Annotated in this window: 30 protein-coding genes and 1 pseudogene; 25 read left to right on the top strand and 6 right to left on the bottom strand. The window is 61.9% G+C overall.

The window, feature by feature from the left end; translation table 11 throughout:
- The 14 genes from B7X90_RS03780 to B7X90_RS03845 all read left to right on the top strand — a co-directional run.
- Nucleotides 1-841, top strand: an 841-nt coding sequence (locus tag B7X90_RS03780) for a cbb3-type cytochrome c oxidase subunit I (protein ID WP_292621795.1), incomplete at its 5' end; no start/stop codon positions are given.
- Between the two features lie 166 nt (nt 842-1,007).
- Nucleotides 1,008-1,934, top strand: a complete 927-nt coding sequence (locus tag B7X90_RS03785; protein WP_292621796.1) for a heme o synthase — start codon at nt 1,008-1,010, stop codon at nt 1,932-1,934.
- Nucleotides 1,934-2,119, top strand: coding sequence for a hypothetical protein (locus B7X90_RS03790; RefSeq protein WP_292621798.1), 186 nt, complete (start codon nt 1,934-1,936; stop codon nt 2,117-2,119). Before B7X90_RS03785 ends, B7X90_RS03790 begins: the two co-directional genes overlap by 1 nt.
- Nucleotide 2,120: 1 nt before the next feature.
- On the top strand, nt 2,121-2,750 hold the full coding sequence (locus B7X90_RS03795; protein ID WP_292621799.1) for a cytochrome c oxidase assembly protein: 630 nt from the start codon (nt 2,121-2,123) through the stop codon (nt 2,748-2,750).
- Between the two features lie 80 nt (nt 2,751-2,830).
- The gene (locus tag B7X90_RS03800; RefSeq protein ID WP_292621977.1) at nt 2,831-3,652 is read left to right on the top strand and encodes a cytochrome c oxidase subunit 3; all 822 of its coding nucleotides are present in this window, start codon (nt 2,831-2,833) and stop codon (nt 3,650-3,652) included.
- Nucleotides 3,652-4,023 carry a DUF983 domain-containing protein gene (locus tag B7X90_RS03805; RefSeq protein ID WP_292621800.1) on the top strand — a complete coding sequence of 124 codons (372 nt, stop codon included), beginning with the start codon at nt 3,652-3,654 and terminating at the stop codon, nt 4,021-4,023. The genes B7X90_RS03800 and B7X90_RS03805 overlap by 1 nt, the downstream gene beginning before the upstream one ends.
- The gene (locus tag B7X90_RS03810; RefSeq protein WP_292621801.1) at nt 4,023-4,610 is read left to right on the top strand and encodes an SURF1 family protein; all 588 of its coding nucleotides are present in this window, start codon (nt 4,023-4,025) and stop codon (nt 4,608-4,610) included. The genes B7X90_RS03805 and B7X90_RS03810 overlap by 1 nt, the downstream gene beginning before the upstream one ends.
- A gap of 80 nt (nt 4,611-4,690) precedes the next feature.
- Nucleotides 4,691-6,097 (top strand): threonine synthase, encoded by a 1,407-nt coding sequence (gene thrC, locus B7X90_RS03815; protein ID WP_292621802.1) that lies wholly within the window; start codon nt 4,691-4,693, stop codon nt 6,095-6,097.
- Nucleotides 6,090-7,037: a class I SAM-dependent methyltransferase gene (locus B7X90_RS03820; protein ID WP_292621803.1), complete on the top strand. Its 948-nt coding sequence runs from the start codon at nt 6,090-6,092 to the stop codon at nt 7,035-7,037. Before thrC ends, B7X90_RS03820 begins: the two co-directional genes overlap by 8 nt.
- Nucleotides 7,038-7,493: 456 nt before the next feature.
- On the top strand, nt 7,494-7,880 hold the full coding sequence (locus B7X90_RS03825) for a dihydroneopterin aldolase (protein WP_292621804.1): 387 nt from the start codon (nt 7,494-7,496) through the stop codon (nt 7,878-7,880).
- 2 nt (nt 7,881-7,882) lie between these two features.
- The gene (locus tag B7X90_RS03830; RefSeq protein WP_292621980.1) at nt 7,883-8,638 is read left to right on the top strand and encodes an SDR family oxidoreductase; all 756 of its coding nucleotides are present in this window, start codon (nt 7,883-7,885) and stop codon (nt 8,636-8,638) included.
- Nucleotides 8,635-9,639: a GTP 3',8-cyclase MoaA gene (moaA, locus tag B7X90_RS03835; RefSeq protein ID WP_292621807.1), complete on the top strand. Its 1,005-nt coding sequence runs from the start codon at nt 8,635-8,637 to the stop codon at nt 9,637-9,639. The genes B7X90_RS03830 and moaA overlap by 4 nt, the downstream gene beginning before the upstream one ends.
- Before the next feature lie 4 nt (nt 9,640-9,643).
- Nucleotides 9,644-9,880 (top strand): MoaD/ThiS family protein, encoded by a 237-nt coding sequence (locus tag B7X90_RS03840; protein WP_292621809.1) that lies wholly within the window; start codon nt 9,644-9,646, stop codon nt 9,878-9,880.
- A 1-nt stretch (nt 9,881) separates the two neighbouring features.
- Nucleotides 9,882-10,325, top strand: a complete 444-nt coding sequence (locus B7X90_RS03845; RefSeq protein WP_292621810.1) for a molybdenum cofactor biosynthesis protein MoaE — start codon at nt 9,882-9,884, stop codon at nt 10,323-10,325.
- Here B7X90_RS03845 and B7X90_RS03850 read toward each other — a convergent pair.
- Entirely contained in the window at nt 10,322-10,852 is a 531-nt protein-coding gene (locus tag B7X90_RS03850; RefSeq protein WP_292621812.1) for a hypothetical protein, read from the bottom strand. The two genes, B7X90_RS03845 and B7X90_RS03850, sit on opposite strands and share 4 nt — an antisense overlap.
- Before the next feature lie 248 nt (nt 10,853-11,100).
- On the opposite strand from B7X90_RS03850, the gene rplU reads away from it, so the two are divergent.
- From rplU to B7X90_RS03865, 3 genes and pseudogenes are all read left to right on the top strand, one after another.
- Nucleotides 11,101-11,397, top strand: a complete 297-nt coding sequence (gene rplU, locus B7X90_RS03855) for a 50S ribosomal protein L21 (protein ID WP_084279133.1) — start codon at nt 11,101-11,103, stop codon at nt 11,395-11,397.
- 28 nt (nt 11,398-11,425) lie between these two features.
- Nucleotides 11,426-11,663, top strand: a pseudogene (locus B7X90_RS03860) (bL27 family ribosomal protein).
- A gap of 231 nt (nt 11,664-11,894) precedes the next feature.
- Nucleotides 11,895-12,383: a GNAT family N-acetyltransferase gene (locus B7X90_RS03865; RefSeq protein WP_366409662.1), complete on the top strand. Its 489-nt coding sequence runs from the start codon at nt 11,895-11,897 to the stop codon at nt 12,381-12,383.
- A 37-nt stretch (nt 12,384-12,420) separates the two neighbouring features.
- Here B7X90_RS03865 and B7X90_RS03870 read toward each other — a convergent pair whose 3' ends face one another.
- Nucleotides 12,421-13,305 carry a metal-dependent hydrolase gene (locus B7X90_RS03870; RefSeq protein ID WP_292621817.1) on the bottom strand — a complete coding sequence of 295 codons (885 nt, stop codon included), beginning with the start codon at nt 13,303-13,305 and terminating at the stop codon, nt 12,421-12,423.
- A 37-nt stretch (nt 13,306-13,342) separates the two neighbouring features.
- Here B7X90_RS03870 and B7X90_RS03875 point away from each other — a divergent pair, with 37 nt between their 5' ends.
- Complete coding sequence (locus B7X90_RS03875) at nt 13,343-13,945, top strand: helix-turn-helix domain-containing protein (protein ID WP_292621819.1); 603 nt, start codon at nt 13,343-13,345, stop codon at nt 13,943-13,945.
- Here the strand turns inward: B7X90_RS03875 and B7X90_RS03880 are convergent.
- A complete protein-coding gene (locus B7X90_RS03880; RefSeq protein ID WP_292621820.1) occupies nt 13,929-14,663 on the bottom strand; it encodes a folate-binding protein in 735 nt (244 codons plus the stop codon). The genes B7X90_RS03875 and B7X90_RS03880 overlap by 17 nt on opposite strands.
- A gap of 39 nt (nt 14,664-14,702) precedes the next feature.
- On the opposite strand from B7X90_RS03880, the gene pyrC reads away from it, so the two are divergent.
- On the top strand, nt 14,703-15,740 hold the full coding sequence (pyrC, locus tag B7X90_RS03885; RefSeq protein WP_292621822.1) for a dihydroorotase: 1,038 nt from the start codon (nt 14,703-14,705) through the stop codon (nt 15,738-15,740).
- Here pyrC and rarD read toward each other — a convergent pair.
- Nucleotides 15,737-16,627: an EamA family transporter RarD gene (rarD, locus tag B7X90_RS03890; protein WP_292621823.1), complete on the bottom strand. Its 891-nt coding sequence runs from the start codon at nt 16,625-16,627 to the stop codon at nt 15,737-15,739. The two genes, pyrC and rarD, sit on opposite strands and share 4 nt — an antisense overlap.
- 209 nt (nt 16,628-16,836) lie before the next feature.
- Between rarD and B7X90_RS03895 the strand changes: the two genes are divergently transcribed.
- Together B7X90_RS03895 and B7X90_RS03900 are read left to right on the top strand one after the other, a co-directional pair.
- Nucleotides 16,837-17,310 (top strand): glycine zipper 2TM domain-containing protein, encoded by a 474-nt coding sequence (locus B7X90_RS03895; protein ID WP_292621826.1) that lies wholly within the window; start codon nt 16,837-16,839, stop codon nt 17,308-17,310.
- 110 nt (nt 17,311-17,420) lie between these two features.
- On the top strand, nt 17,421-17,642 hold the full coding sequence (locus tag B7X90_RS03900) for a hypothetical protein (protein WP_292621828.1): 222 nt from the start codon (nt 17,421-17,423) through the stop codon (nt 17,640-17,642).
- On the opposite strand, the gene astD is transcribed toward B7X90_RS03900, so the two are convergent.
- A complete protein-coding gene (gene astD, locus B7X90_RS03905) occupies nt 17,639-19,054 on the bottom strand; it encodes a succinylglutamate-semialdehyde dehydrogenase (RefSeq protein ID WP_292621829.1) in 1,416 nt (471 codons plus the stop codon). The two genes, B7X90_RS03900 and astD, sit on opposite strands and share 4 nt — an antisense overlap.
- A gap of 127 nt (nt 19,055-19,181) precedes the next feature.
- The gene (locus B7X90_RS03910) at nt 19,182-20,606 is read right to left on the bottom strand and encodes a protein adenylyltransferase SelO (RefSeq protein WP_292621830.1); all 1,425 of its coding nucleotides are present in this window, start codon (nt 20,604-20,606) and stop codon (nt 19,182-19,184) included.
- 73 nt (nt 20,607-20,679) lie between these two features.
- Here B7X90_RS03910 and B7X90_RS03915 point away from each other — a divergent pair, with 73 nt between their 5' ends.
- The 4 genes from B7X90_RS03915 to B7X90_RS03930 all read left to right on the top strand — a co-directional run bounded on the left by B7X90_RS03915 (nt 20,680) and on the right by B7X90_RS03930 (nt 24,992).
- Entirely contained in the window at nt 20,680-21,534 is an 855-nt protein-coding gene (locus B7X90_RS03915; protein ID WP_292621832.1) for an alpha/beta hydrolase, read from the top strand.
- Nucleotides 21,531-22,697: a glycosyltransferase gene (locus B7X90_RS03920; RefSeq protein ID WP_292621834.1), complete on the top strand. Its 1,167-nt coding sequence runs from the start codon at nt 21,531-21,533 to the stop codon at nt 22,695-22,697. The genes B7X90_RS03915 and B7X90_RS03920 overlap by 4 nt, the downstream gene beginning before the upstream one ends.
- Before the next feature lie 140 nt (nt 22,698-22,837).
- On the top strand, nt 22,838-23,611 hold the full coding sequence (locus B7X90_RS03925) for a tetratricopeptide repeat protein (protein ID WP_292621836.1): 774 nt from the start codon (nt 22,838-22,840) through the stop codon (nt 23,609-23,611).
- Nucleotides 23,612-23,633: 22 nt separating this feature from the next.
- Nucleotides 23,634-24,992: a PQQ-like beta-propeller repeat protein gene (locus B7X90_RS03930; protein WP_292621839.1), complete on the top strand. Its 1,359-nt coding sequence runs from the start codon at nt 23,634-23,636 to the stop codon at nt 24,990-24,992.
- Nucleotides 24,993-25,031 lie beyond the last annotated feature (39 nt).

Consider the following 25,031-nt stretch of genomic DNA (forward strand, 5'->3'; position numbering starts at 1 on the left):
CCCCGAAGTGTACATCATGATCCTGCCGGGCTTCGGCATCATCAGCCAGATCATCTCGACCTTCTCGAAGAAGCCGGTGTTCGGCTACCTCGGCATGGCCTACGCGATGGTTGCCATTGGCGTCGTCGGGTTCATCGTGTGGGCACACCACATGTACACCACCGGCCTCGACGTGAACACGAAGATGTACTTCACAGCCGCAACCATGGTGATCGCAGTGCCGACCGGCATCAAGATCTTCTCGTGGATCGCGACGATGTGGGGCGGCAGCCTTGAGTTCAAGTCGCCGATGGTCTGGGCAATCGGCTTCATCTTCCTGTTCACCGTGGGCGGCGTCACCGGCGTCGTGCTGGCGAACGGCGGCGTGGACGACAACCTGCACGACACTTATTACGTGGTCGCGCACTTCCACTACGTGCTGTCGCTGGGTGCGGTGACTTCGCTCTTTGCCGGGTTCTATTACTGGTTCCCGAAGATGAGCGGTCGGATGCACTCCGAGTTCCTGAGCCACCTGCAGTTCTGGGTGTTCTTCGTCGGCGTGAACTTGATCTTCTTCCCGATGCACTTCCTGGGTGTTCAGGGGATGCCGCGCCGTTATCCCGACTATGCGCTGGCCTACTCCTATTGGAATGAGATCGCTTCGTACGGCTATCTCGTGATGGCTGGCTCGATGGTGATCTTCTTCATCAACATCGCTTACGCATTCCTTGCCGGCAAGAAGGCTACGGCCAACTACTGGGGCGAAGGTGCAACGACGCTGGAGTGGACCCTGTCCTCGCCTCCGCCGTTCCACCAGTTCGAAACCCTTCCGGTGATCGACGACGCGGCCCACGCACACTGAGCCAGTTGTTGGCCGCAAGGCTGAAATGTGAAAGGCCTCTGGAGCGATCCGGGGGCCTTTTTCGTTGCTGCGCAATCGTCCGGCGACCATCACCTTTGGCCACCGCAACATCTCGTCCCGTTTCGCTTTCCTTGAACGTCACCTGCGCGTATAGGCCCGGCCAATCATGGATTCTGCAACGCCCGCAACTTCGACCGTAGCCCTGCCAGCTGAGTGGCGCGATTTTTTCGCGCTGACCAAGCCGCGCGTGATGACACTGGTGATCTTCAGCGGCCTGTGCGGGTTGCTGGCTGCGCCGGGAGCCATTCACCCCGTTATCGCATTCACCGCGATCCTGTGCATTGCCGTCGGTGCCGGAGGCGCAGCAGCGCTCAATATGTGGTGGGAGGCTGATCTCGACGCCGGGATGAAGCGCACTGCTGCGCGTCCTTTGCCATCTGGCCGCATGGACCCAACCTCTGCACGCGACTTCGGGTTTGTGCTTTCGGGCGGTTCGGTGGTTGTCATGGGTCTTGGGGTCAACTGGCTGGCCGCTGTCATCCTGGCCTTCTCGATTTTCTACTATGCCTGGATATACACTGTCTGGCTCAAGCCGCGTACGCCACAGAACATCGTAATCGGTGGTGGCGCCGGGGCTTTTCCGCCGCTGATTGGCTGGGTGGCGGTGACGGGTGACATTACGCTGATGCCGGTGCTGCTATTCCTCATCATCTTCATGTGGACGCCGCCGCACTTCTGGGCACTCGCGCTGTTTGTTCAGACCGACTACGCCAAGGTCGGCATTCCAATGATGCCAGTGATTGCCGGGGAGAAGTCGACGCGACGGCAGATCCTGATCTATGCGGTGCTGCTCCTGCCGGTTACCCTCGCGCCGGGGTTCATTGGCGGGACGGGCTGGGTTTATGGCCTGTCGGCGCTCGTGCTTGGGCTGGTCTTCGTTGCGCTTTCGATAAAGGTCGGGCTCCGCGATACCGGACCGGATGACAAGATGCTGCCGGAAAAGCGGCTTTTCGGCTATTCGATCCTCTATCTTTTCGTGCTTTTCGGTATGCTGGCATTTGACCGGCTCGCCACAGTGCAAGGCTGGCAATGATGAACGATCCGAAGAACTTTCAGACGCCTCAGCCTGAGCATCTCTCGAAGGAGCAGTCCGACCTTTACCGCGCACGCCAGCGCGGGCGGAACAAGGTTATCGGAATTGTTCTGGGATCGCTGGCAGTGCTGTTTTTTGCGATTTCGATCGTCAAGATCGCAGCGCAGGTGAACGGAGCGAACTGACATGGTTTCCACCGTTGTCCCCGATAGTGCCAAGAATCGGAAAGTCGGCATCCTTGCCGCAGGCGGTGCCTTGGCGATGCTCGGCTTGGGCTATGCCTCAGTGCCGCTCTATCAGTTGTTCTGTCAGGTAACCGGCTATGGCGGCACTACGCAGCGCGCCGATGCCGCCGCTGCCGCAGGTGTGAAAGTTGCCGGCAAGTCTGTTACGATCCGTTTCGATGCCAACGTCGCGCGCGATATGCCGTGGCAATTCAAGCCCATGCAGGTGAAGCAGGAAGTGCGCATCGGTCAACGCCAGATGGCGCGCTACGAGGCGCAAAACCTCTCGGACCAGACGGTGACGGGTACGGCGATTTTCAACGTATCGCCCGAACAGGCAGGTAAATATTTCAACAAGATCCAGTGCTTCTGTTTTACCGAGCAGACACTTCAGCCGGGGCAAAAGATCCCGATGCCGGTGATCTACTACGTCGATCCGGCGATTCTCGATGATCCTGCGGCTAAGGACATTGCCGAGATCACGCTGAGCTATACTTTCAACGAAACGCACGAGAGCGTGGCTGCACGGCAGCGCAAGCCTGTTTCGCAACCGATGGAAAAGCCTCTGGACCCGGCGCAAACCCGGCGATAAAGGCCAAGACGAACTGCGTGCCGGGCGTGTTGCCAGGCATGACATTGATGACCAGACCTGACTGGGGGATTTCGACGATCATGGCCGGCGCTAAGAACCACGATTATCACATTCTGCCGCCCGATATCTGGCCGTTCGTCGGCGCGATGTCGGCGCTGACCATGGCTGTCGGTGGCGTCTTCTGGATGCACGAGATGGCTGGCGGCACTGCGGTGTTCTCGCTCGGCCTGCTGGGCGTGATCATCACGTTCTTCTCGTGGTTCGGCAAGATCATCAAGGAAGCACACGCAGGCGATCACACCCCGGTAGTGCAACTTCACCAGCGTTACGGCATGATCCTGTTCATCGCTTCGGAAGTGATGTTCTTCGTCGGCTGGTTCTGGGCGTTTTTCGACTTCTCGCTGTTCCCATCGGAACTGGCTGAAGTTGTCGCCGGTCAATGGCCGCCAAAGGCAATCGAAGCGGTCATGGATCCGTTCGATCTGCCGCTGCTCAACACGCTGATCCTGCTGTGCTCGGGCACCACGCTCACCTGGGCGCACCACGCGCTGATCCACGGTGACCGCGATGGCCTCAAGAAGGGGCTGTGGGCCACGATCCTGCTGGGCGCGGTGTTCTCGGCCATTCAGGCTTATGAATATGCCGCTGCTCCGTTCGCGTTCGGCGCCAACACGTTTGGTTCGTCGTTCTACATGGCGACCGGGTTTCACGGCTTTCACGTGATCGTCGGCACGATCTTCCTGATCGTTTGCTTGATCCGCGCCTACAAGGGCCACTTCACCCCGCGCCAGCACTTCGGTTTCGAAGCGGCTGCATGGTACTGGCACTTCGTTGACGTGGTGTGGCTGTTCCTGTTCATCGCGATCTACGTGTGGGGCAGCTGGGGCTACCCGACTCACTGATGCCGAACGGCGATAGCCAAGATACGAAAGGGCAGTCCGGGCTTACCGCGACTGCCCTTTTCGGTTTGTGCCCGCGTTGCGCGGCCAAAGGAGTCTGGGCAGGGCTGGGCGCGCTGGCCGAACGGTGCGCAGTTTGCGGGCTTGAGTTTGAGCGGTACGAGCCACGCGGTAGGGGGATGTATCTGGTGGTCCTGCCCGTGACGGTGCTGCTGGTACTGTCGGCATTGAAGCTGGACGACATGGTGCAACTGCCGGTCTGGGCGCTGATTGCCGTTTGGGGCGTTTTAGTTCCGCTGGTGGTCACCGTCGCTCTGCGCTTTGCCAAAGCCGCGGCGCTGATGGCGCGACTCGAAAAGGAAGGCATGATTTGATGCGGCGCGTGCCGATTGTTTCGACCATTGTTGTAGCCGCTGCTGTGGCGACGATGATCGCGCTGGGCGTGTGGCAGTTGCAGCGTCTCGACGAGAAGCAGGCAATGCTGTCGCGCTATGCAGTGGCAATGGCAGAAGGCTCGACCGTGGCGTTTCCGGGTGATGACGCAGCGGCAGTCGAACAGGCGCTGTTCCACCGGTCTGAGGTGGATTGCCAGTCGATCTCCGGTCCGTGGAACTCAATCGCCGGGCGCAATTCAAAAGGTGAGTCCGGTTATGTGCACCTTGCCAATTGCCAGATCGGTGATCGGCGTTCTGCGCCGGTGCAGGCCGGGTGGACCAAGGGGCCTCAGCACCCCGATTGGTCCGGCGGCCGGGTTTCCGGGCTGATTGCTCCTTACACTGACGGTGCTGCCCGGTTGATTGCCGATCCGCCAGCACCGGGCTTTGCCGCCAGTGCCCGGCCCGATCCGGCCGATGTACCGAACAACCATTTGGCCTATGCGGTGCAGTGGTTCTTCTTCGCCATCGTGGCGCTGATGATTTATGGGCTGGCACTGCGCAAGCGCTGGCAGGAGCGGGCATAGCCAGCACAAGCTGCCGAAGTCACCGCAGGATGCCCAGAATCCTTGCCACAAGCGCCCTTGGCCGTTAACCGCGCAAACCCATGAAGTACGTCAGCACCCGGGGGCAGGCACCCTCGCTCGATTTTCAGGGCGTCACGCTCGCAGGCCTTGCCTCCGACGGGGGACTCTATGTCCCTGAGACGTGGCCGCAGTTCAGCGCGGACGAGATCGCGGCGATGGCCGGGCTGCCTTATGCCAAGCTGGCGCAGACGATCATGCAGCCCTTCGTGGGCGATTGTCTGACGCCAGAACGCCTGCTGGAACTGTGCGAGCAGGCCTATGGCCGCTTTGCCCACGCCGGGGTCACCCCGCTCAAGCAGCTGGACGAGACGCAATGGGTGCTGGAACTGTTCCACGGCCCGACGCTGGCGTTCAAGGACGTGGCGCTGCAACTGCTTGGCCTGTTGTTCGAAGAGTTTCTGGCGAAAGGTGACGATCACCTGACCATCGTCGGCGCGACATCGGGCGATACCGGTTCTGCGGCCATCGATGCGGTGGCGGGCCGGGCCAAGGTCGACATTTTCATGCTGCACCCGCATGGCCGGGTGTCGGATGTGCAGCGCCGCCAGATGACCACGGTGATCGCGCCAAACGTCCACAACATCGCCATCGATGGCAGCTTTGACGATGCACAGGCGATGGTGAAGCGCATGTTCAACGATGCGGCGATGACCGGGCGGTTCGGCATCGCGGCGGTCAATTCGATCAACTGGGCGCGTCTGATGGCGCAGGTGGTCTATTATTTCTACGCCGCGCTGCAACTGGGCGCGCCGCAGCGCAAAGTGGCGTTCGCTGTGCCGACCGGGAACTTTGGTGATGTGTTCGCGGGCTATGTCGCGGCAAAGATGGGCTTGCCGATTGAGCGGCTGATCGTAGCGACCAACGTCAACGACATCCTGCACCGCGCGCTGTCGACCGGCGACTATTCGGCCAGCACGGTTACGGCAACGGCCGCGCCCTCGATGGACATTCAGGTGTCATCGAACTTCGAACGCCTGCTGTTCGACGGTTGCGGGCGAGATGGGGCGGCGCTGTCCCAGCAGATGAAGCACTTCGAAGCGACCAAGGCGATGCAACTGACCAATGCGCAGCGCGAATCGGCAGCAGCGCTGTTCAGCTCGGCGCGCGCCGATGCGGGCGATATGGCCAATGCCATGCGGTGGGCCTTCGAGGAATGCGGTGAAGTGCTTGATCCGCACACGGCCATCGGCTTGCACGCTGCGCGCGTGGCTGAAGGCATCCCGGCGGGCGTTCCGATTGTCACGCTGGCAACGGCGCACCCGGCAAAGTTCGTCGATGCGGTGGAGCGAGCGACTGGCCTGCGGCCTGGCCTGCCTGCACGCGTAGGCGATCTGTTCGAGCGTGAAGAACGCTGCGACCGCCTGCCTGGCGAGTACGACGCCGTTGCTGCCTACGTGGCCGAACGCGCGACTCCCAAACATGGCTGAACTGGATCTCCAGCCCAAACTGATGGTGGGTGAGGGCTGGGCGGACTTCGCGCTGCTCGATTCCGGCCATGGGCGGAAACTAGAGCAATACGGTCCGCATCGCTTCGTCCGCCCGGAACCGCAGGCGATGTGGACGCCGCGTCTGGCGGATTGGCGGGCGGATGCCGAATTCGTGCCCGGGTCTGATGAGGACGGCGGCGGGCGCTGGATGTTCGATGCCTCCGTGCCGCGCGATGGCTGGGAACTGGGCTGGAACGATGTGCGATTCACCGCCTCGTGTACGCCTTTTCGGCACCTTGGGTTCTTCCCCGACATGGCCCCGGTGTGGGACTGGATGGGGGAGCAATTGCTGCGTCCTCGCGAAGGCGGGGACCTTGGGCCGGATAGCGCAGCCTATGCCGATGGAGATCCCCGCCTTCGCGGGGATGCAAGCACGCTGAACCTGTTCGGCTACACCGGCGTTGGCACGCTGGCGCTTTCGCAACACGGCCCGGTGACGCACGTTGATGCATCGAAGAAGTCGGTCGCGCAGGCGCGTGCCAACGCGCAGCTTTCGGGGATGACCGAGCGCCCGGTGCGCTGGATCGTGGACGATGCGGCCAAGTTTACCGCGCGTGAAGTGCGGCGCGGCAAGCGCTATGACGGGATCATCCTCGATCCGCCCAAGTTCGGGCGCGGGCCAGATGGCGAGGTCTGGCGGCTGGAGGAAAGCCTGCCGGGGCTGGTTGCCGATTGCGCGCAATTGCTCGATGCCGACAGCCGCTTCCTGTTCCTGACGGTCTATGCGGTGCGCATGTCCTCACTCGCCATTGCGGGGCTGCTCGCCGAGGCGCTGAAGGATATGGGCGGCACCATCGAGCATGGTGACCTGGCGATCCGCGAACAGGGTGAGGGTGGCCGTCTGCTCCCCACGGCAATCTTCGCGCGCTGGAAAAACTGACGTGGATTGAAGAAGCAACTTTTTGGTGCTATGTGCTATGCACCAAACGACATTGGCTAGCGCCATTGGATACAAGCCCTCACCGTTGCAGCGGTGGGGGCTTTTTCGTTTGGGGGACGCGTTGCAGCGCATCCCCCGCCCGTCAGCCTCGCTTGCGGCCTGCCACTTCAACCACCTTCAAGATCAGGGTGGCAAAAGCGAACATGGCCCCAAGGAAGAGGCATAAGTCACCAAACGACATTGGCTTTCCTCCATTGGATTGCGGCACGATTGCCGCAGGGTTGTTGTAGTTGAGAAAACAAGGCTGTCTCGCCCCGGTCACCTGACCGGGCCAAACTGGAGCAACTTTGCTCCTCAAGAGGGTTGCAAAATGGTCCAGCCATATCGTTTGCCTTTGCAGCTCAGCAGAAAAAGCGGTGTGGACAACGCGCCGTCACGATGTCAGACGCGCGAGCCATGACTGACAGCCTGATCCTCGAAGTCGCCAATCTGGAAACGCTCGTACTCACCGGGATCTACTCGGAAGAGACCGGGCGGCCGCAGCCGCTGCGCATCACCATGCGCGTGGGGCTGAAGCATCAGGAGCGTTACACCGCCGATTGCCCGCTTTCCGCCAGCAAGAACTACATGGACCTGAAATTTGCAGCGACCGATGGCTTGCCCAAGGGGGTGCATTTCAAACTGATCGAGGCCGTGGCAGACCACATCATCGAAACGCTGATGGTGCAGGATGACCGGATCACGTGGGTGGAAGTGAAGATCGTGAAGCTGGCGATCAGCGAGAATGGCGAAGAGATCGGGATCACGCTAAAGCGCGAGCGGCCCAACGGGGCTCTGGTTTGACAGTGCGGCCGCTTGCGCTGGTGACCGGCGGCTGGCGGCGTATTGGCGGGGCGATTGCGCGCAAGCTGGCGAGTGAGGGCTGGGACCTTGCGCTCCATGCACACCATGCAGGCACGTTCGACGCGGAATTCAAGGCACAGCTGGAGTGGCTGGGCGCGGCGGTGTTCCCGCTATCCGGCGATCTGGAGGACCCTGCCTATCCTCCGCAATTGCTAACAGATGTCACTGCTGCGGCGGGTCGTTCGCCGGACTTGTTGATTAACTGCGCTTCGCTGTTTCACGATGACCGGGTCGAGACGATCACCTCGGCTGAACTGGAGCAGCATTTCCGCGTCAACGTGTTTGCACCGCTGTTGCTGACCCGCGCCTTTGCCGAGGCGCTGAGCGAGCGTGAAGGTTCGGTGGTCAACATCCTCGACCAGCGCGTGATGAACCCGGTGCCCGACCAGATCAGCTATACGATCTCAAAGCAGGCGTTGCACGCCTCGGTGCGCACAATGTCACGCGCTATGGCCCCCAAAGTGCGGGTCAATGGCGTGGCGCCGGGGCTGATCCTGCCAACGGCTGATTACGATGCCGAACAGTGGCGCAGGCTGGAAGAGGTCATGCCGCTCAAACGGTTGCCCGGCGCGGACGAGATTGCCGATGCAGTCCACTACCTTGCGACCGCGAAATCGGTGACGGGGCAGACTTTGTTTGTCGATGCGGGCGCAAGCCTTGAATCTTACCCGCGAGACTTCGTATACATGGGCAAGTGAACGCCTCCGCGCCCTTGATCGACAGATTCGCCCGGCGAATCACCTACCTTCGTCTGTCGGTGACGGATCGCTGCGATTTGCGTTGCGCCTATTGTATGCCCGAGCGGATGGAGTTCCTGCCCAAGGCCGAAGTGCTTTCGTTGGAAGAACTGCACCGCCTTTCACTCCACTTCATCGCGCGCGGCGTGCGCAAGATCCGGTTGACCGGGGGCGAGCCCTTGGTTCGGCGGGACATGATGGAACTGGTGCGAGCGCTGGGCCGAAAGCTGGGCGATGGGCTGGACGAGCTGACACTGACCACCAACGGCACGCGCTTGTCCGAATTTGCCGATGACCTTGCCGCTGCTGGTGTGAAGCGGATCAACGTCTCGCTGGACACGTTGGACCGAGACGGGTTTGCCAAGCTCTCGCGCCGCGACATGCTGCCACAGGTGCTCGAAGGCATTGCTGCGGCGAAGGCGGCGGGCTTGAAGGTCAAGATCAACGCCGTGGCGCTCAAGGACATCAACGAGGCGGAGCTGCCTTCGTTGATCGCCTGGGCGCATGGGGCCGGGCATGACATGACGTTGATTGAGGTCATGCCGCTGGGCGAGGTTGAGGGTGACCGGTTCGACCACTACCTGCCGCTCGATGCCGTGCGCCGTGATCTGGAACAGCGCTGGACCTTGACGCCAAGCAACGCGACTTCTGGCGGGCCTGCACGCTATGTCGATATTGCCGAAACCGGAGGGCGGCTGGGTTTCATTACGCCGCTGACAGGCAATTTCTGCGAAGGCTGCAACCGCGTGCGCGTGACTGCCACAGGGCAGCTCTACATGTGCCTGGGCGGGGAAGGCCGCGTGGATCTACGCGCAGCGCTGCGCTCTGATGATCCCGATGGCGCGCTGTCGGAATGCTTTGCCCGTGCCATGGGCGAGAAGCAGGAGCGGCACAGCTTCGTGATCGACAAGCCGGGCGGTGCGCCTGCTGTTTCGCGCCACATGTCGACCACGGGCGGCTGATGTGATGGCAAAGCTGGTGTTCTTGGGGCGGCTGGAAGACGTTGCCGGGATGGGCGAGATGTCTGTCCAGCCGGGGCCTGTGGAGCATGTGCTCGCTTCGCTTGATCCTGCGCTCGCGGTGCAATTGCTGGGCGAGAAAGTGCGCATGGCGCTCAACGGCGCGCTGTTGACAGATGTGGGCGGCGTGGTGCTGGCCGAGGGTGATGAATTGGCGTTTCTTCCGCCTGTTAGCGGGGGCTGAGATGCTTGACGTCAGGCTGGCGCTCGATGCCTTCGATCCCGCAACGGAAATCGCGGCATTCAATACACGCCACCACCATGCTGGCGGGATCGTCACGTTTCTTGGTCAAGTCCGCGATTCGGGCGGTGTTGAGGCGCTGGAACTGCAACATTATGCACCGATGACGCTGCCGGGCATGGAAGAGCTTGCCCGCATTACCCACGCGCGCTGGCCGGTGGAGGGGTTGCTGATCCTGCACCGCAGCGGCGTGATGCATCCCGGCGATGCCATTGTGCTGGTCTGTGCCGCCGCGCGCCATCGCCGCGATGCCTTTGCGGCAGCCGACTTCGCGATGGATCACCTCAAGAGCGAATCGTGGTTCTGGAAGCGTGAGAAGACCGCCAAGGGCTGGCGCTGGATCGAACCGCGCCCTGAGGACCGCGAAGACCTTTCGCGCTGGGGCTAGGCTCCGAGGCGGCTGCGTAGCGAATCGATCGCCCGTGTCTCAGCCTCAACCAAAACGTCCACCTTCTCGCGCGCGGCTCTCACAGCCTTGAGATCAGCGTCCGAACCATTGACCGCACGGTTGCTGGCGTCAGCTTCAAGACGGTCCAGATCGGCAAGTGGCATGGCGGCGAGGGAGCGGGCAGATTCCAGCCCGGCCAGCGCGACCGAGGCTACCGACCAGCTTTCTGTGCCCTTTGCCGCACCCGCTGCGGCATTGATCGTTCGCGTGGCAGCAGCCTGACGCGATTCAAAAGTCGCATGGGCGGCGTCAGCGTTTGCCAGCAAGGCTGCAAGGCGTTCTGGCAGGCCTTCGCTGACCACGGCGGGTGGTGTAGGTACCGGGAGGGAGCCCTGCGCGGCGCTATAGGCATCCTCGGCAGGGCGGCGCGCAAGCGAGGGAAAATCGCTGCGCTCGGCACAGCCGGCAATTAATAGTGCGGAAGCCAGCGAGGCCATTGCAGCGATGCGAGAATTGCGCTTGATCATGCCCGCGCCATAGCATGACCGGCACCAGTCGCCAGTGTTTGCATATGCAAGTGCAGTGATACGCCTGATTTCAGGCAAGATCGCATTGACAGGGCGCGTGTGTTTGACTATCCGCGCCCTTCTTTCCGGGACCCTGCAGGCAGCGGGGAAACGGCATTTTGCCCGTTGTCAGCGATTCGCAGGCGTTGGGTGCCTCATTTGGAATCGCCTCGGGCAACCGTAGGCTTTTGGAACGGATACACAGAACGATGTTCGCAATCGTGCGCACGGGCGGCAAACAGTATCGGGTTGCCGCCGGAGACAAGATCGCGGTCGAGAAGCTGGCAGGCGAAGCCGGCGACAAGATCACGCTGGGTGAAGTCCTGCTCGCTGGCGAAGGTGATTCGCTGGCTGACGCCGCCAAGATCACTGTTTCGGCAGAGATCATTGCCCAGGCGAAGTCGGAAAAGGTGATCGTTTTCAAGAAGCGTCGCCGCCACAACTATCGTCGCCGCAACGGACACCGCCAGCAGATGACCCTGCTGCGCATCGTGTCGGTCGCCTGAGCGCAAACGGAATTCGGAGTAATCTGAGATGGCACATAAGAAAGCAGGCGGCTCTTCGCGCAACGGTCGCGACTCAGCAGGCCGCCGCCTTGGCGTAAAGAAGTTCGGCGGTCAGGAAGTGATCGGCGGTGTATCCGGGCGCAAACGTCGGCATGGGCAAGGATCACACCCTGTTCGCGCTGGCCGAAGGCCGCGTCCGTTTTCACGGCGGAAAGCTCGACCGCAAATATGTGTCGGTCGACGTGATGGCTGAAGCGGCAGAATAACCGGATGGTCATCCAAAGGGCCATCCTGATGGGGTGGCCCCGCCGGCTTTTCAACGCTGGCCGATAGAGGGAGAGGGCCCCGCCCATCTCCCTCTTTTCATGTCTCCCTCGGACGTCAACCGCGCTTCCTCGCAATCGGACGCATTCCCCGTCCGATCCGGCGCAGGGCGCAATACCTTTGTCACGGCAGGTGTTTAGCTGCGCGTGACAGAGGCGCCGAGAACGGAGACTTTGTATGTTCATTCGCAGCGAACGGCTGTTCCTGCGGCCCGGCTGGCCGGAGGATTGGAGAGCTTTGTCGCGCTGCCGCAAGCGAACCGCCACCCGCACTTCTTTGTCACGCTTCCCGGAGCGCACGGTTCGCGTCTGGTCGGCTGCGTTGGTCTGGCACAATACGGGCAGGAAACCGAACTGGGATACTGGATCGGCCGACAGCACTGGGGGCGGGGCTATGCAACTGAGGCTGCCCGCGCCGTGCTGAGCCTTGCGCGTTCGCTTGGCCACCGCCGCGTCATCGCCACACCCTTTGCCGATAACGCCGGTTCCGCGCGCGTGCTTGCCAAGTCCGGGTTCCGCGCCACCGGGGAAGTCCGCAAGATTCGCAGTCCAGCGCGGAGCGAGCCGATGGCTGCGATGGTCCATGCTGTCGATCTGGCAGCGCCGCTTGATTGCGATGGACCGAAGGACGGCGGCTTTGCGTCAATGCGCCGCGCAGCCTGAAAGGTAAAAGGGCTCCCCTTGGGGAGCCCTTCACAATTCAACCCGGCAGTACTGCGTCCCGAAACTCGCTGTCTGCCTTGCCGATCAGCGCCCGGTCATCGTGCTGCCATGGATGGAAGCCTGGCATGAAATAGCTGAGCCAGGCCGGGAAAATACGGCGGATGACGCCGGGCTTCCACAGCAGATAGGTGGCCAGCTTCCATTTCCACTTCGCGCCGGTCAGGCCGTCCTGTTCCAGCAGATCAAGCGTGTCTTCCACGCGATGGGTCAGGAAGTTCTTGGTGACGATAACCATCATCAGGCTCTTCACCTTCCAGCGCTTCCACCGGCTCCAATCGCGCGTGGCATGGAGCCAAGTGTCGTAGGCGACACCCTTGTGCTCGATCTCTTCAATCGCGTGCCAACGCCACATATCCGCAGGTTCCTGCTCCGCACCTGCAAAATGGGCTGGGTTGGCGAGGAATTCGTGCGCCATCATCGCGGTGTAGTGTTCCAGCGCCATCGTGGCGGCAAGGTTCAGGATGACCGGGCGATCCTTTGTCAGTGCCAGCATTTCCTCAACGCGCTTGTCGATGCGCGCAATGTCATAGCCGGCATTCTCCGCCGCGCGGTTGAACGCAACATGCTCACGCGTGTGATTGATTTCCTGCCGGACGAAGGCACGAATTTCGGCTTCCAACTTGGGCGGCACACCATCGCGGTGCGCCTTTACCGCTTCGATGAAAAACGCTTCACCGCGCGGAAAGGTGGCTGAAAGCGCGTTGTGCCACGCGGTTGCGATGGGATCATTGTTCAGCCACCACCGGCCAGCAGGTTCATTGCGGCCAAAACGCCGGTCACGTATCGTGATCGTCAGATCTGCAGGAGTGGGCACAGCCTTGCCGGTTGGGGCGCTGCGCTCTAGTGCGATGGTTGGGGTCATGGCTGTCATGAGCCAAAATGTAGGCGTGCTTACACCAATGTCAATAAGAAAGCGTCTCCCGCCCGAGGAAAGCCGTATGGCGGCGCTTGAGGCTGCGCGTGGGTTGCTTGTTGAAACCGGGCCGCAGGCCGTGACGCTTAAGGCCGTTGCGGGGAGGATCGGACGCACCCATGCCAACCTGCTGCACCACTTCGGCTCGGCGGCAGGCTTGCAAAAGGCGCTGGCCAAACATCTGGCCGAAACGATCTGCGCCACAATTCGTGAGGCTGTGATTGCCAGCCGCTCCGGCATTGGCTCACCACGCGATGTGGTGGACCTGACGTTTGATGCGTTTGACAAAGAGGGTGCAGGTGCGCTCGCATCGTGGATGCTGCTTTCGGGCAACGAGGATGCGCTCGATCCTATTGTCGACACAATCCACGATCTGGTGGTCGATCTTGACGAGTATCAGTCAGACACGCAGCGCAGCACCACGCTGGCATTGACGCTGATGGCTTTGGGCGACGCGTTGATGGGCGGGCCGTTGGCGCAGGCGCTGGAACTTCCGCGCGATGCAGCGCGGGACCGTGCCGAAAAGATGCTGGTTGAAGGAATCGTGCAAGCCCAGGCTGGAGCACAGTGCTCTAGTCAGCAACCGTAAGCGACATCCATGCAGGGGCAAGGGCAGGCGCAATGTCCTCGACCCGGCGATGGTCCACTGCAAGGCCAAGGTCCGGGTATGCCGCCCGTTGCCGGGACGGGTCTGATTCGGCCAGCGGCACGACCACCAGCCTGCGGTTGACCTTTTGCCGCCAGTTCATGCGGGCGGTATTCTCCTGCCCCACATAGCAGCCTTTGGTGAAGCTGACCCCGTTCAGGTCCACCGCGTTGCATTCCAGCCAGAGCACCTCGCCATTGCCAAGTTCGGCCTGCCCCTCTGCCACCCCAAGCGACAGCCGGTGGGCAAGCCAAGCTTCGTCGGCCGGCGAATCATCTTCGGAAACAGCGGCAATCCACCGCTGGCCAAGAGCGGCAAGGCGCGGATCATTCGCGCCGCCATCGCCGGGGTGATTCTGCCAGAACACGCCGAGGCCATCTGCCCGCTCAATCCCGATCTTGCGACGCAGGCGATATAGCGTGAGCCGCTTTGCCAGTGCATCGGCCTGTGCGGCCTCGCAATCAATCAGCAGGCCACCAGACGCATCCGGCCACACGAAGAAGTCGAACATGACCTTGCCCTGCGCGGTCAGCAGCGCAGACCAGACCGGCAGCGCGCCTTTCACGTCGTTGGTAACGAGGCCTTGAAGAAAGCCGGGGACGTCTTCGCCTGTCTCCAGCGGGGACAGGCGGATCAGGGCGCGTTCAAATAGACGGGTCATGACTGGTAGATAGGCACCGCCATCGCTAAGGGGAAGGCCATGACGAACACGACTCTCACGATCCGGCGCCCCGACGATTGGCACACCCACTTGCGCGACCGCGACGTGCTGGCTGGTGTGGCTCCTTACACCGCACGCCAGTTCGCCCGCGCTATCGTTATGCCCAACCTTGCGCCGCCGATGACAGACGTGGCCGGGGTTGCTGCCTATCGTGACCGGATTTTGGCGGCGCTACCAACAGGCAGCGATTTCACGCCGCTAATGACGCTCTATCTCACTGATTCGACTGACATTGCCGAAGTCGAGCGCGGCTTTGCCGACGGTGTGTTCGTAGCGGCGAAGCTCTACCCGGCGCACGCCACTACCGGATCTGCCCACGGCGTTACCGACATCCGCACGATCTATCCGGTGCTGAAAGCCATGCAGCGCATCGGTATGCCTTTGCTGATCCACGGCGAAGTGACCGACAGCCATGTCGACATTTTTGATCGGGAAGCCGTGTTCATCGAGCGTACCCTGACTCAGCTTGTGGCCGATATGCCCGCGCTTCGGATCGTGTTCGAACACATCACCACGCAAGAGGCCGCGCAGTTCGTGGAAAGTGCAGGGCCGAACATCGCTGCAACGATCACTCCGCAGCACCTTCACATCAATCGCAATGCCATGCTGGTGGGCGGCATCCGTCCGCACGCTTTCTGCCTCCCCGTGGCCAAGCGGGAGAAGCACCGCCTTGCCTTGCGCAAGCTGGCAACTTCCGGCTGCACTCGCGTGTTCCTTGGCACAGACACGGCTCCCCACGCAAAGCACCTGAAGGAAACTGCCTGCGGCTGTGCAGGCATTTTCAACGCACCCTTTGCGCTTGAAAGCTATGTCACCGTCTTTGACGAAGAAGGTGCGCTCGACCGGTTCGAGGCCTTTGCCTCGCTCAATGGCCCGGCGTTCTATCGTTTGCCGGTCAACGAAGACATGATCACGCTCGAAAAGGCCCCGGTGGATGTGCCTGAGGTGCTGGACTGCAACGGCACCATGATTGTGCCGTTCCACGCGGGCGAAACGCTCGGCTGGCGGCTGGCCTAACGCGCTGCGCGCGCGCGCTTGGCCATGTCCCAGCTGTAGAGCGCGATGGCGAGCCAGATCAGCGCGAACGAGGCAAGCCGCGTCGTATCCAGCGTTTCGCCAAACACGGTCAGCCCCAGAATGAAGCTGATCGTCGGCGAAAGGAACTGCACGAAGCCGAGCGTCGAGAGCGGCAGGCTGCGTGCGGCCACGGCAAAGAGCAGCAGCGGCACGGCTGTTGCAATCCCCGATGCGATCATCAGCGGCGTCGTCCATCCGCCTGCGAACAGGCTGCTACCTGTGGGGCTTTGCGCTGCCAGCGCCGCGATTATGATTGCGGGCAGCAATAGCACTGCGGTTTCGATCGTCAGGCCGGGCACGGCCCCTACCGGCGCCTGCTTGCGGACATAGCCGTAGAACGCGAAAGTAAAGGCCAGCCCCAAGGCAACGGCCAGTGTCTCTACCGCGCCTGCCAGCAAGAGGGCGATGCCCAGCGCGGCCAGCAACACGGCGCCCCACTGCACACGGCTCAACCGTTCGCCAAGGAAAACCGTGCCGAGCAGGACGTTGATAAGCGGGTTGATGTAGTACCCAAGGCTGGTCGCCAGCACATGGCCGCTGTTGATGGCAATCACGTAGATCAGCCAGTTCGAACCGATCAGCAAAGCGCTCAGCGTCATCAGACCGAGTACCCGGCGGTTGACGATGGCCAACCGCAATTCCGGGAACTGGCGGCGAACCCACACAATCGCAAGGCACACGGGCAGCGTGAACACCACGCGCCAGCCTACCAACTCAAGCGGCGGGACATTGTGCAGCGCCTTGAAGTAGAGCGGCAGCAGGCCCCAGATGACATAGGCACCCAGCGCTGAGGCAAGGCCACGACGGAAGCTCTCGGATGGCGTCATTCGATACGCCCTGCCAGCAATGGCACCCTGGGCCAAGTGCCTATTCGCGCTGCATTTCATCGCGCGATTACATCGGCCCGTCGCAAACGCCGAATCTGACGCGATGGTTGCGATCTGTTCAGGTTCGGCGCTGTAAACATGAACCATCACGAAAGAACGGGACCAGCCAAAGACTGAAGGCTGCTCTCCAAGCACTGGAGGAGAAGACCATGTTCACTTTCAAGAACACCGCACTGGGTCTTGTTGCAGCCATGACCGCCGCCTCGACCCTTACCATCGCTGTTCCCGCATCGGCTGCCGTCCTTCCGCAGACGAACATCGAAACTTCGGCCAACATCGATCTGGGCGCGCAGTGGAACGGCTGGGATGGCCGCCGCTGGGATGACCGTCGTGGCTGGAATGATCGCCGTGGACGCGACGACCGTCGTTGGGACAACCGTCGCTATAATCAGCGCAGCAACTGGAACGACAACCGTGGCTACTGGCGTGGCAATGATGGGCGCTACTACTGCCGTCGCAATGATGGCACCACCGGTCTCCTGATCGGCGGCGTGGCAGGCGCACTGGTGGGCCGCGAAGTGGCCGGAAACCGGGGTGACCGCACGCTGGGTGCAGTCCTTGGTGCAGCTGGTGGTGCGTTGCTGGGCCGCGAAGTTGATCGTGGTGGTGGCCGCTGCCGCTAAACGAATTCACCCGCCCTTTGGGTCGCACTGAAAGGTTGGGCATGGGAGCGTCTCGCACAAGCTGCGGGGTGCTCCCTTTTTCTTAACCATGACGGCTCTAGAAGGTGCTGATGCGCGCTTTCGTTGTTCCTGTCCTATGCCTTACCCTTGTCGCCTGCGGTTCACCGCAGGTCGAACAGGACGGTGCGCCGCTCGATCCGGTCATGGCTGAAGCGTTGCAGGGCCAGTTGATGGTCGATCCTGACCTTAGCCAACAGAACATGCGCAATCTTGCGATTATTCCGGGCGGCCCGATTGATCCCGCCTTGCCGCTTCCCGATCCGGCGAATTAATCGCTGCGCAGCCCCACGCCGATGCTCGCCCGCGGCTGGTCCAACTCACTCGAAGCCACCGGATAGGCGCAATAGTCCGCAGCATAGTAGGCGCTGGGCCTATGGTTGCCCGAAAGCCCCACGCCGCCAAACGGTGCTGCCGAAGACGCCCCGTTGGTCGGTCGGTTCCAGTTGACAACACCTGCACGGATGTTCGCCCAGAACCGGTTGTAGTCCTGCGGATCACCGCCGATCAGCGAAGCGGAAAGGCCAAAGCGGGTTGCATTGGCCTCGGCAATCGCCTCGTCGAAATCACTGACTTTTATCACCTGCAACAGCGGTCCGAACAGTTCCACGTCGGGCCTTTCTGCCACGGCAGTCACATCGATGATCGCAGGTGAAAGGAACGGCAGATCGTCCTTCAGGCGCACCATGTGCTTGATCGGCCGCCCGCCTGAGGACAGCAGATAGACGAAGCTTTCGGTCAAGCCATCGGCAGTGCGATTGTCGATCACTGGTCCCATGAAGGGCGAAGGTTCGTCAAATGGAGCGCCAACGATGATGCGGTCGGCCAGTCGCTTCACTTCGCCGATGATCTCGTCATACATCGAAGCTTTGACGATCAGCCGCCGCGCTGCCGTGCAGCGCTGCCCGGCGCTGGTGAAGGCCGATTGCACGATCAGCGTTGCCGCGTCCTGAATTTTCGGCGTGTCCCACACCACCATCGGATTGTTTCCGCCCATTTCGAGCGCCACCATCTTGCCGGGATTCGACGCCAGCTTGCGGTTGATCGCGATGCCGGCGTGGGCAGATCCGGTGAATAGCACGCCATCGATACCGTCGTGCGCCACCAGCGCCTGGCCCTCAACCGGGCCGCCGATCAGCACCTGCACGATGGCGGCGGAAATGCCTGCGCGGTGGAAGCATTGCGCCAGCATCTCGCCTGTCGCCGGGGTCTTTTCCGAAGGCTTGAAGATCACGACGTTCCCGGCGATCAGCGCGGGCACGATATGGCCGTTGGGCAGGTGCGCAGGGAAGTTGTAAGGTCCCAGCACGGCCATCACGCCATGCGGCTTGTGCCGCAGCGCAGAAGTGCCCTGCATGGCCGAGTCCAGCTTGCGCTGCGATGTGCGGTCGGCATAGGCGCGGACCGAAATCTCGACCTTGCCAACCACGCTTTCCACTTCGGCGCGGGCTTCCCACAGGGGCTTGCCCGTTTCGCGCGCGATCATCGTGGCGAGTTTGTCGGCATCCTTGCGCACTTCGTTGGCAAAGCGGCGGACCAGTTCGATACGCGTGGTCAGCGGTTGTGCGGCCCAGGCCGGCCATGCCCGCCGTGCGCGCGCCACCACATCATCAACATCGCCAACCTTGCCGCGCCACACTTCGGCGCCGGTGGCTGGTTCATAGGATACGATTTCGGCAGCTGCCACGAATATTGCCTGCTCTTCCAAAGTGTTCTTGCGAACGGTGGGTTCCGGTTCCCGGCCTGTACCGTAACGCGCCAGACGTTACCGATTAAACAATATTCATGTGCCGAACTACCCTAGATAGCGCATTTCAGCCCGCAACATGTCCCATTGGCGGCGGTTTCGGACCCATTGCCACGCCCATGTTCCGCACGGCTGCGATCTTCGCGTCAAGCGCCGACCATTCATCGCCTTCTGCAATCGGCTGCCAGATCGCCTCTACTTCATCGATCAGCATGGACTGCGGCGCTGGTTCGGACCAGTACGGATGGCTACTGTCCACGCCAACATAGGGTGCCAGCGCATCCTTGAATGCCGCACCTTCGGGCGTTTCCGCAAACGGGCCGCGCCCGCCGCGATGCGCAAAGAAAAACGCATCCGGCCCGGTGCCTTGCGCGACCATTACCTTTTCACATGCGCCGATCAGCGCAGTGTCCTCTTCCAGCCCGCGCGGCTCCACGCCAAGCCGCCACAGCCACCGCCGGGTCATCGCTTGCTGGTAAAGTTCCGGGTAGCGGTTCAGCGCCTCGATCAGCGGCGGGGCATCTACCAGGGATCGCAGCGCCACGGCCAGTTGCCCGCAGTTCCAATGGATCGCTTCGGGCTGTCGGCCATAGGCATAGAGGCCGGAGTGATCGAAGTAGGCCGCAGTAAAGCCCGGCTCCCACTTTGGCAGCCAGCGCCAAGGGCCATAGTCAAAGCTCTCGCCGCTGACGTTCATGTTGTCGGAATTGAGCACGCCGTGGACGAAGCCCGCCACCATATAGCTCGCCGCCATATCGGCCATGCGCTCAACCACCTGGTTGAAGAAGCGCGCAGCAGGGTGCGGCGCATCGGGAAACGCGCCTCCCGAAGATTCTGGGCCGGGGAAATTGGCAAGGCAATAGGCGACCAGTTGCGCCATCTCGTCTTCCCGCTCCAGCGCGGCCAGCCGCTGAAATGTACCGATGCGGATGTGCCCGTGGGACAGGCGCACCAGCACAGCCGAGCGCGTGGGTGAAGGCTCGTCCCCGCGATAGAGCGATTCGCCCGTTTCGATCACCGAAAGCGTCCGGCTGGTGTTCACTCCCAGCGCTTCCAGCATCTCCGTCGCCAGAATTTCGCGCATCGCGCCTTTGAGCGTTAGCCGCCCGTCGCCCGCGCGGCTCCACGGGGTTTGCCCAGACCCTTTGGTGCCCAGATCCATCAGCCGCCCATCCGCATCGAGCATCTGCGCGAATGTAAATCCGCGCCCATCGCCAAGATCGGGATTGTATGTGCGGAACTGGTGGCCGTGGTAGCGCAGTGCCAATGGCCCCGGCATATTGTCCGGCAGCGGATCAAAGCGTCCGAAATGGCGCAGCCAGTCCGCGTCGCTCAATCCGGCAAGGCCAATGCCTTGTGCCGCACGATCATTGCGCCAGCGCAGCCGGGTTTCGGGGAAGTCCGCCGCCTTTACCGGATCGCCGATCCAGTCGGCCAGCGCCATGATGCGGGGGGAAGGGCGATAGATCGCGTCTTGCGGCAAAGCTGGCATCCGGCAATAGTGGGCATCTAATTGCCTGTCCGCAAGCAGGCCCCACCGGATTCACGCGGAATATCAAAAGATCATGGCAGATTACGAAGATCGCTACTGGACCAGCAGCGACGGTTTGCGCCTGCACTTCCGCCACTACGAAGGCGATTCTTCACGCCCGCCAGTGCTCTGTCTGCCGGGGCTGACGCGCAATGCCCGCGATTTTGAGGATCTGGCCGCATCGCTGGCCGGGGACTGGCGCGTGCTCTGCCTTGAAATGCGCGGCCGTGGCGACAGCGATTATGCCAAGGATCCGATGACCTACACCCCGCTGCACTATCTGCAGGATGTGGAGGCGTTGCTGGCCCAAGAAGGGATCGACCGTTTCGTATCCATCGGCACATCGCTCGGCGGATTGCTGACGATGCTGCTGGCGGTATCCAACCCGCAGCGCATCGCCGCCGCCGTGCTCAACGATGTCGGCCCCGAAGTTTCCCCCGCCGGGCTTGAACGGATTCGCGGTTACGTGGGGCAGGGGCGCAATTTCGAAACGTGGATGCACGCCGCCCGCGCGCTTCAGGAAAGCAGCGGCGATGTCTATCCCGATTGGGACATCACCCAGTGGCTGCGCTATGCCAAACGCATCATGGTGCTGGGTACCGGCGGGCGCATCGCGTTCGACTATGACATGAAGATCGCCGAACCGTTTGAGGCCCCGGAGGGCGCAACGCCGCAAGTCGATATGTGGCCGCTGTTCGATGCGCTGGCCACGCGGCCCGTGCTGATCCTGCGAGGGGAAACGTCGGATATTCTTACCCCTGATACCGCGGCGAAGATGGCGTCTCGCCCCGGCGTGGAACTCGTCACCATTCCGAGAATCGGCCACGCCCCCACGCTTGATGAGCCCGAAAGCATCGCCGCGATCGGACGCCTGCTCGCCAGAGTATGAGCCGCGAACCCAAGCGCCCGCTGAAGCTGCTGCACCTGCATTCGACGTTCGATGCAGGAGGGAAGGAGCGTCGCGTCGTCGCGCTGATGAACCGCTGGGCCAAAGCGCCTTTCGGCAAAAACCTCGAACACCACATCGTTTCTGCCGTGCCCTCGGCGATGGGCGCGCAAAGCCTGATCGACAAGCGCGTCAAGGCGTTCTTTCCCTTCGGTTTCCCTCCGCTTGCCGGAAAGCTGCGGATCGGCAGACTCCAGCGTCTCGCCCGCGCGATGCAGGGTTTTGATCTGATCCTGACATACAACTGGGGCGCGATGGACGCGGCGATGGCGCACGCAATCTTTGCGCCGAGCATGGGCTTGCCCCCGCTGATTCACCACGAAGACGGATTTAACGCAGACGAGGCGGGCGGGCTGAAGCGCCATCGCAACTGGTATCGCATGATTGCACTTTCGCGGGCGAGCGCCCTCATGGTTCCGTCGTGTCAGCTTGAGGAGATTGCGCTCAATGTCTGGCGCCAGCCGCGCGGGCGGGTGCAACGTATCGCCAATGGCATTGACACTGCGCTCTATACCAAAAAGCCCAAGCCCGATGTGCTGCCTCGGCTGGTCAAACGCCCCGGCGAAAAGTGGCTCGGTACGCTGGCGGGCCTGCGTGCGGTCAAGAACCTGCCCCGCATGGTTCGCGCTATGCAAAACCTGCCGCCCGAATGGCACCTCGTGATCCTTGGCGAAGGGCCTGAGCGTGAAGCGATTCTTGCTGAGGCACTCCGGCTGCAACTCGCCCACCGCGTCCACCTTCCGGGCCATGTCGCTGATCCTTCCGCGGCGATCGGCCTGTTCGATCTCTTCGCCCTTTCGTCCGATAGTGAGCAGGCGCCGCTTTCGGTGATAGAGGCCATGGCGTCCGGTCTAGCCATCATCAGCCCGGCCGTGGGTGACGTGGCAGAGATGGTTTCGGCGGAAAACCGCCCCTTCATCACTGCGCCGGGCGACGAGGCCGCGCTCGCGGCTGCTGTTGCCACGCTGGCGGCAGACGAAACGCTGCGCCAGCGCATCGGCAAGGTCAACCGCGCCCGCGCTGCTGCTGAATTTGATGAAGCCATCATGGCAAAGCGCTATGCCGACGCATACACGCAGGCGCTGGGGCGAAGCAGTTTCGACTGACATTCGGCACAACTTGCTTCAGCAAGCGTTCACGCGCCGCGCGCAAACAAGCAATTCGGTTGAAAAGGCGGTCCCATCCGCTAAACACCGCGCCAGACAAACGCTAGCAATGTTCCACTTTAGTCCCTGAAAGCGCTGCCTTGGCTCTCCGTCCTGACCGTCCGCAATCCCGTACTGATCAACTGGCCGAGCGTTCTGGCGCTCAGGGTGACGCTTTCCTGCGCGAAGTGGATGATGCCCTGCGTGAGGATCAGGTCCTCACGGCCTTCCAGAAGTTTGGCAAGCCAGTGGGCGCGGCGATCGTTGCGGGCCTGCTCGGCCTCGGCGGCTGGCTGTGGTATGAAAATCACCAGAATACCTTGGCTGGCGAACAGGGTGAAGTGCTGACGCAGGCGCTCGACAAGCTGGAAGTGCGCAATCTCAAGGCCGCCAGCGAAGACGTCGCTCCGATCGTCAAGGACGGGACGGATGGCTTCAATGCATCGGCCAGAATGCTGCAGGCCGGCATCTTGTCCGAACAGGGCAAGAACGACGAAGCCTCCAAGGCTTTTGCTGCCATCGCCGCCGATGCGAAAGTCCCTCAGGCCTATCGCGATCTCGCCACGATCCGCGAAGTGTCACTCACGTTCGACAAGATCGGCGCTGACAAGGTCGTCGAACGCGTCAAGCCACTGGCTGTCCCCGGCAACGCCTGGTTCGGCAGTGCGGGCGAACTGGTTGGCATTGCCTACATGAAGCAGGGCAAGAACGATCTGGCAGGCGCAATGTTTGCGCAGATTGCCAAGGATGAAACTGTGCCTGACAGCTTGCGCCGCCGCACCCGCCAGATGGCGGGCCTGCTCGGCGTCGACGCGGTCGAGGATCCGGGTGCCGCGAAGGTTATCCAGCGTGCCACCACGCCTGCGGCAAACTGATATTTTTGAGGATGCATTGCCAATGAAGCCCGAAACCACCTTCCGCCCCAGCTTCCGGCGCGCATCGTTTGCCAGCGTGCTGGTCCTTGCGCTTGCGCTGGGCGGATGCGGCATCTTCGGCGGCAAGGACAAGGCCAAGACCACACCCACTTTGGGCCAGCGCGAACCGATCCTGTCCAAGATCGAAGCGGGCACCAAGGTTGACGAGTCGATCGGGCTGATGACGGTCGTTCTGCCCGCGCCCGAAGTGAACACCGAATTTGCACAGGGCGGCGGCAACGCCAGCAAATCCTATGGCCATGCCGCCATTGCTGAAGGCCCGACCAAGGCTTGGACCGTCAGCATTCGCGGTTCGTCCGCCACGCAGCGCCTCGCCGCTTCTCCGGTTATCGGCGGTGGAAAGCTCTATGCGATGGACACCGAAGGCATGGTCCACGCGTTTGATGCGATCAGTGGCACCCGCGCTTGGCAAACCTCCGTCCGCGCGGAAAAGAGCAATTCAAGCTCCACCTTTGGTGGCGGCGCGTCGTTCGATGATGGCGTGGTCTATGTCACCAACGGCGTGGGCGAAGTCGCCGCGCTTGATGCCGGGACTGGCGAAATCAAATGGCGGGTAAAGCCCGCTGGCCCGCTGCGTGGCTCACCGACCGTCGCCTTCGGACAGGTCATGGTGATGACGCAGGACAACCAGATCGTCACGCTCAACGCGTCTGATGGCGCGGTCCTGTGGAACGAAAACGCATCCGTAGGCCAGACCAACGTGTTCGGCGTCGCCTCTCCCGCAGCAGGGCAAGGCACCATCGTTGCAGGCTATTCCTCGGGCGAACTCGTGGCCTATCGCTATGAAAACGGCCGCCAGCTCTGGGCCGATGCCCTTGCACGCACCAGCATCGCCACCTCGGTTTCCACGCTGACCGATATCGATGCCGATCCGATCATCGAAAACGGCCGCGTTTATGCGCTGGGGCAGGGCGGGCGCATGGCTGCCTACGAACTGGTCACCGGCCAGCGTATCTGGGAACTGAACCTCGCCGGCATTTCCACCCCGGCCATCGCGGGCGACTGGATTTTTGCCCTGACCGATGAAGCGAAGCTGCTGTGCATCGCCAAGTCCAACGGTAAAGTCCGCTGGATGACGCAGCTTCAGCGCTTCAAGAACGAAAAGAAGAAAAAGAACCCGATCCTGTGGACTGGCCCGATTCTGGCGGGCAACCGCCTGTGGATCGCCAATTCGCGTGGTGAAGTAATGACCGCCTCGGTCACCGATGGCACCGCCAGCATGTTCACCGAACTCGGTTCGGGCGTCACACTCGCCCCCGTGGTCGCCAACCAGACGCTCTACATTCTGGATGACGGCGGAAAGATCACCGCTTTCCGTTGATCGCAAACGGTTTCCTAACCCTTCGGGCGTAACGGTCAA

It is taken from the genome of Novosphingobium sp. 17-62-19, assembly GCF_002256775.1.
Taxonomy (GTDB): domain Bacteria; phylum Pseudomonadota; class Alphaproteobacteria; order Sphingomonadales; family Sphingomonadaceae; genus Novosphingobium.